This is a genomic window from Streptacidiphilus anmyonensis (assembly GCF_000787855.1).
GTDB classification, from domain to species: Bacteria; Actinomycetota; Actinomycetes; order Streptomycetales; family Streptomycetaceae; genus Streptacidiphilus; species Streptacidiphilus anmyonensis.
Genome location: NZ_BBPQ01000013.1, coordinates 58722 through 65047, shown reverse-complemented (window position 1 = coordinate 65047; position 6326 = coordinate 58722). Strand labels below are relative to the sequence as shown.

Below are 6326 nucleotides of genomic sequence, written 5' to 3'. Positions count from 1 at the left end.
CCCGCCGCTCGGACGTGCCGTCAGGCGGCGGGCGACGGCCAGACCGCGCGCCGCAGTTCCGGTACGGCCGCCGCGCGGAGGGCGGCCAGGGCGAGGACGGCGGCCAGAAGCAGCAGGCAGCCGGTGCCGCCGAGGAACTGGAGCAGCAGGCCGACGGCGCCGCTGCCGAGCGGGATGCCGAGGCCGACCACGGTCATCGTCGCGGTGATGGTCCGGCCCCGCTGGGCGTCGGGGACCTGGCGGAAGATCAGGACGTCGAGCAGCACGCTGAGGGCGGGGATGCCGAGCATGCTGGCGAGCAGCAGGGCGCCCGTCGCCCAGGCGCCGTGCACGAACGCGAGGGCGGCGAAGACCGGGGCCTCCAGGCCGACGATGCCGATCAGCAGCGTGCCGGGGCTGAACCTGCGGTGCAGGAAGCCGACCAGCGCCGCGCCGGCCAGGCCGCCGACGGCCGAACCCGCGAGCGCCGCCCCGATGGCCCAGGCGGGGGTGGACTGCTCACGCAGGCGGTAGATGACGGCCAGGCTGAGCGGTGCGCCGCACGCGTTGAGCGCGGTGACCAGCAGCAGCGCCAGCCGCAGGGTCGGCGCCTGCCACAGGGCGCGGATGCCGTCGAAGACGGTGCGCAGCGAGGCGGTGGGGTCGGTGGCCGTCGGCTGCTGCGGGCGCACGATCAGGGCGCAGAGCAGGGAGACGGCGAAGCCGAGGGCGCTGAAGACGAACGGCACCGCACGCCCGAGGCCGTAGAGGAAACCGCCGAGCGGCGGACCGGCAAGCTCGGCCAGGCTGACGCGGAGTTCGTCCTGGGTCAGCGCGGCGGTCAGCTGCTCGGGGGCGACGACGGCCCGCACGAGCAGCATCCGTGCCGCGCCACCCAGAGGCTGCGCGGCGCCCAGCGCGGCGGCGACCAGGAGGAGGTGAGGAAGCGTCAGGGTGCCGAACAGGCCCGTCAGGACGACGGAGCCGGTGGCCGCGACACGCAGCGTCTCGGCGGCGATCAGCACGCGACGGCGGTCGCACCGGTCGAGCAGGACACCGGCCGGCAGGCCGCACAGCACCGTGGCGGCGGCCTGGATCACGCCGAAGAGTCCGGCCCAGGCGGGAGAACCGGTGAGCGCCAGGATGACCAGGGGGTAGGCGACGTCCGCGGCGGTGACCCCGGTGAGTGCGGAGGCGGAACCGATCCACAGCAGCTGGAATCGCCAGTTGCGGCGCAGCGGAGGCGGCGGAGCCGTCGTCGTCCGGGTGGTCCGCTGGGATGTCGGTTGGGACGCCGGCTGGGGCGCCGACCCTCCGGCCTCCCGCCCGTTGTTGCTGTCCATGGTGCTTGCGGTCATGACAGGCCCTCCCCGATCCGTCGACTGCCGTGAACGTTCGCCAACTCGTTGACGTTCACTATGACGTGAATGATGGCGCATGGGTGAGCGCCTGGCAAGATGGAGGCATGGACGACGTTCGGGACGTGCGCATCGTGGAGGACGTGGAGACGCTGAAGGCGCTCTCCGACCCACTCCGGCTCAGCATCCTCCAGGCGATGAGCGGGGCCCCCGCCGACCGCTCCTGGACGGCCAAGGAGCTCGCCCGTGAGCTGGGGGAGCCGCAGACCAAGCTGTACCGCCACCTCAAGCACCTGGAGGAGACCGGGCTGATCCTCGTCGCCGAGACGCGACTGGTCTCCGGGATCGTGGAACAGCGCTACGCCGCCGCGCAGCGCCGGATCGAGCTGAGTCGGGGGTTCCTCGCCTCCTCGGCGGCCGGTGAGAGCGAGGAGCGTGATGCGGCGCTCGGGCTCGTCAACTCGGCGCTGACCTCTTTCGAGCGGGAGTTGGCGGATGCGCTGCGCTCCGGGCGCGTCCGCCTGGACGACGCGGACGAGCGGCGTCGGCCCATGGTGATGATCGCCGACTTCCGGCTGGCGGCCGACCGCGCGGAGGCCTACCGGATGCGCTTGCGGCAGCTCATCGACGAGCTCAACGCCGAGCCCGAGGACCCGGACGGAGTGCCCGTGCACCTGATGCTGGCGATGTACAGCCCCGACGAGTGACCGTGGGAGGATCACCGCTGACGGCCCGTGGGCCCGCGCGGTGTGGCATATCGGGGACATGGACAGACTTGCCGATGAGATGCTTGGTCCCTTGTGGCGTGGGCGGCGCGGTGGAGGGGACGGCGAAGTGACGGGGCGTCGGCGGGCGGTGCTGGCCCAGCAGTACACCGAGGTGGCGCAGGCCGCCGAGCAGCGTCTCGACGAACTGCTGGATCTGGCGGCCGATCCCTCGCCCGCGGTCGACTTCGAGGCGCTGCGCCGCGAGTACACGCCGCGGCCGCTGCCGCCGACCGCCGTCTCCGAGCCGCCGCGCTGGGCCGACTTCGAGCCCGACCAGGGCCAGCTCCCGGCCGGCCGCGCCGGGCAGCCGCTGCTCGACGCCTCCTACCAGCAGAAGCTCGCCTCCGCCCGGTTGGCCCACCAGCGCGCGCTGCGTGAGTACCGTGAGCAGGAGCGGACGCTGCGCGACCGCGCGGAGGAGGTCCGGCTCGCCTACGAGCGCGAGGAGCGCGAGCGGGCCGACGCGGTGCGCGCCTACAACGAGCGGCTGGTCGAGTACCGGCACGCCTACGAGGACGGCGAACCGGTCGCCGTCGAGTCCGTGATGGAGCGTGCCCTGGCCGCCGCAGGACGCCTCCCCGGCCTGGAGGTCCCCGCCCGCGTCGGCTACCGCCCGCTGACCCGGACCGCGGTGATCGACCTGGTCCTGCCCGGTGTCGGCGTCGTTCCGCCCGCGCTGGCCTTCCGCCTGTCGCCGGACGACGCCGAGGGTGGCATCGAGCCGGTGCCGCGTCCGCGAGAGGAATGCGTGGAGCGGTACCTGCTTCTGGTCGCGCGCCTGGCCCTGCGCGCGCTGGACGCGGTGGTCGCGGCCGACACCGAGTCGCATCTGGACGGCGTCGTGCTGAACGGACGGGTCGTCACCGCCGAGGCCGGTGAGACGACCCTGCTCAGCGTGGACGCACGCCGCACGGATCTGTACGCGCGGACGCTGCTGCCCACGGAGCACGCCGACGCGACGGCCCGGCTGCGGGAACTGCCCTGCCGGATCACCGCCGACCCCTACGCCCCCGCGCCCGTCGTGCCCTTCGGTGTCAGCAGCCGGACCGCGCCCCTGCCGGAGGAGCTTTCCCCAGGCGAGTTCGCGGGCCTCGCGTCGGAGCTGTTCGCCGCGATGGGCCTGCCCGACTGGGATGCCCGCCTCGTCGGCCGCGACGGCCTGCTCGCGATAGCCCACGGCGACGGCGCGGGCTTCGCCGACCACCCGCACATCGTCTGCCTGGCCCGCCGCCCGGCGGTGGTCGGCGAGGAGGCGGTCCGCAATGTCGCCGAGGTGATGGAGGAGGAGCAGGCGGAGGCGGGCATCTGGGCCACGACCGGCAGCTTCCACCCGCAGGCGGTCCTGGCCGCGGCGGAACACGCGGGCCTGCGGCTCATCGACGGCGGCGAGCTCCGGGCGTTGATCCGCGAGCACCTCGGCGCGGAACTCGGCGGCTGAGCGTTCCCGCCTCCTTTGGCTCGCCGTTTCCCCCCGCCGCGTCCCGCCCCGCCGCGTTCCGCCTCGCGGCGGCAGGGACGCAGCACCCGTCGCCACGAGTCTCGTGCGGCAACTTGCCCGTGCCCTTCAAGGGCCCGGCGGGTCGGCGGTGTCACCCTGGAGGCATGAGCTTCCCCTTCATGGATCGCTGGCGGTCGCGCAGGGATGACGCGGAGGCGCGGGCCGAGCGCTATCCCGGGGGAGTGGGGGACCCCGAGACCCTCGCGGAGCTGCTCGGCGAGTGCGCGTTGTTGCGCGGCCGCGCCGCCGACATGGGGTTGGAGTTGGACGACGCCCCCGACTCGCTCTCCGCGTTGGACCAACTGCCGCCGCGCTGGCGTGACGATCCGCAGGAGGCGGCAGAGCTGGGGCACGACGCCGGGCTCTACCTCGGGTCGGTGATCGTCGCGTCCGTCGCCGGGGCGAGCTGGCAGCTGCTGCGCGACGGCCGTCCGTTCGTCCGGCTGGCGAGCGGACGTGAGCTCGACGTGGCGGCGGTCGGCCGCGACTGGGCCACGCAGGGCGCGCCCTCGCTGTGGCAGGTGTACTCCGAGGCCGACGAGGGCTGAGGGACGAGGGCTGAGGGACGGCGGCTGAGGGACGGGGGCCGGGGCACGAGAGATGTGACCCACGGCTCGGCGGCGTTGCCGCCGGTCGCCCGTGCGGAGCAGTCGGCGCGCGGGTGGACGGGCCGTCAGTGAGGATGGTGCCGAGGGCGCCGAGGGTGGGCCCGCATGGAGGGCGGCGGCGACTGGGCAGGGCGCCGCCGCCCTCGCACGTCGTCCCGTCCCCGTCCCGTCCCCGGACTCGGGAGGGCCGATGCCGGTACTGGTGGCCGCAGGGGCCTTCGTGATGACCCTCCTCGGCGGGCTCGTCGCCGGCAGGGTCGGCGACCGCAGGCATCTGCTCCTCGGACTGGCCGCTGGTCTGATGCTCGGAGTCGTCTCCTTCGACCTGCTGCCCGAGGCGGTCGAGGCCGCGGGCCAGCACCTGTGGGGCGTGCCGGAAGCGCTGCTGATGTTCGTCCTCGGCTTCCTGGTGCTGCACATAGCCGAGCGCTCGGTGGCGATCCACCGGGCGCACGAGGAGGAGTACGCGGCCCACGAGCACGCCGGCCTGCCGCATGTCCACGCCTCCTCGCACGACCCTTCCTCGGACAGCCGCTCCCCGTCCGGCCCAGGGGTCGGCCAAGAGCAGAGCCAGGATCCGAACAGCGGCCAGGGAGGCGGTCGGGCGCCCGCTCACGCGCACGGAGTGATGGCAGCTGCGGGCGGTCCCAACGGCAGGAGCGAGAAGCTCGGCCTCGCGGCCGCGGCCGGGCTCTGCGTGCACAGCCTGATGGACGGCTTCGCGATCGGCGCGGCGTTCCAGGTCGGGAACAGCTTCGGCGCGGTGGTGGCCGTCGCGGTGCTGGCCCACGACTTCGCGGACGGCTACAACACCTTCACGATCACCCGCCTCTACGGCAACGATCTGCGCCGGGCGGTCACCCTGCTGGCCCTGGACGCGATCGCCCCGGTCGCCGGCGCGGCGATCACCCTCGCCTTCACCATCCCCGAGCATGTCGTCGGACTCTACCTGGGCTTCTTCGGGGGCTTTCTGATGTACCTGGCGACCTCGGACATCCTCCCGGAGGCGCACAGCCCGCACCCGTCGCGTTCGACACTGCTGTGCACGGTGGCGGGCGCGGGCTTCATGTGGCTGGTCATCGGCCTCGCCAACAGTTGACCGCCTGCGGCCGGACGGCCGCACGCTGCGGTCAACCGCGCTGTGCGATCAGCGTCGGCTCCGGAGCCGCCGTGCGCTGCGGCCAGTGACGGCGCAGCGCCTCCAGCGCCGCGATGATCGCCGGACGGCGTGAGGCGTGCTCCCGCCACAGCACGGAGACGCGACGGGTCGGCTCCGGCACGATCGGCCTGGCGACGACCCCCTCAGGCAGGGGCGCGCGGCCCAGGCGCGGCACCAGGCCGAGACAGAGCCCGGCCGCGATCAGCGCGATCTGCGTGTCGAACTCGGTGGCCTGGAAACGTGTGTCCGGTTCCTCTCCGGCCTCCCGCAGGGTGCGGATGAGCCAGTCGTGGCAGATCGTTCCGGCCGGGGTGTTCACCCAGGTCTGCCCGAGGAGGTCGCCCACGCTCAGCACCTCCCGCGCGGCGAGCGGATGGCCGGTGGGCAGGACGGCGTCGACGACGTCCAGGCCGAGGTGCCGACGGGCCACGCCCTCGGGCGTGGCGAGGGGTGTGTTGGGCCAGTCCTGGACCACCGCGAGGTCGATCTCGCCTCGGGCGACCAGATCCGCCATGAGGTAGGGGTCGCTCTCCAGGATCCGCAGATCCAGCTCCGGGTAACGGGCGGTCAGATCGGCCAGCACCGCCGGCAGCAGGCCGCGGGCCGCGGTGGCGAAGGCTGCGAGGAAGAGCCGCCCGGTCACCTGCCCCCGGCGTGCCTCCAATTCCACCTCGGCCTGCTCCACGAGCGCGAGCACGGTGCCCGCGGTCTGCACGAGTTGTTGCGCGGCGTCGGTCAGCACGACGCCACGGCCGCGCTTCTCCAGCAGCGGGGTCCGCGTCTCCCGCTCCAGCTTGCTGATCTGCTGGGAGACGGCCGACGGGGTGTAACCCAAGGCCGCGGCCGCGCGACCCACCGAGCCGTGCACGGCGACGGCATGAAGCGCCCGGAGTCGTCCCAGATCCATCATGCAGGCAGCCTATGACCTGTGACCGCGCCGTCCAGGGGCCGGCCAGC

6 protein-coding genes are annotated in these 6326 nt (G+C 73.7%); 4 read left to right on the top strand and 2 right to left on the bottom strand.

Annotated elements, in window-relative coordinates:
- Window positions 1–20 precede the first annotated feature (20 nt).
- Window positions 21–1337, bottom strand: coding sequence for an MFS transporter (locus TR50_RS15230; RefSeq protein ID WP_160311117.1), 1317 nt, complete (start codon window positions 1335–1337; stop codon window positions 21–23).
- A gap of 107 nt (window positions 1338–1444) precedes the next feature.
- Here TR50_RS15230 and TR50_RS15225 point away from each other — a divergent pair, with 107 nt between their 5' ends.
- The 4 genes from TR50_RS15225 to TR50_RS15210 all read left to right on the top strand — a co-directional run bounded on the left by TR50_RS15225 (window position 1445) and on the right by TR50_RS15210 (window position 5309).
- Window positions 1445–2044: a winged helix-turn-helix domain-containing protein gene (locus tag TR50_RS15225; RefSeq protein WP_042420807.1), complete on the top strand. Its 600-nt coding sequence runs from the start codon at window positions 1445–1447 to the stop codon at window positions 2042–2044.
- 127 nt (window positions 2045–2171) lie between these two features.
- Window positions 2172–3542, top strand: a complete 1371-nt coding sequence (locus tag TR50_RS15220; protein ID WP_152648407.1) for a restriction endonuclease — start codon at window positions 2172–2174, stop codon at window positions 3540–3542.
- A 164-nt stretch (window positions 3543–3706) separates the two neighbouring features.
- Window positions 3707–4150 carry a DUF6278 family protein gene (locus TR50_RS15215; protein ID WP_042420803.1) on the top strand — a complete coding sequence of 148 codons (444 nt, stop codon included), beginning with the start codon at window positions 3707–3709 and terminating at the stop codon, window positions 4148–4150.
- 250 nt (window positions 4151–4400) lie between these two features.
- A complete protein-coding gene (locus TR50_RS15210) occupies window positions 4401–5309 on the top strand; it encodes a ZIP family metal transporter (RefSeq protein ID WP_042420801.1) in 909 nt (302 codons plus the stop codon).
- 31 nt (window positions 5310–5340) lie between these two features.
- Here TR50_RS15210 and TR50_RS15205 read toward each other — a convergent pair whose 3' ends face one another.
- Window positions 5341–6279 (bottom strand): LysR family transcriptional regulator, encoded by a 939-nt coding sequence (locus TR50_RS15205; RefSeq protein WP_042420799.1) that lies wholly within the window; start codon window positions 6277–6279, stop codon window positions 5341–5343.
- Between the last annotated feature and the right edge of the window lie 47 nt (window positions 6280–6326).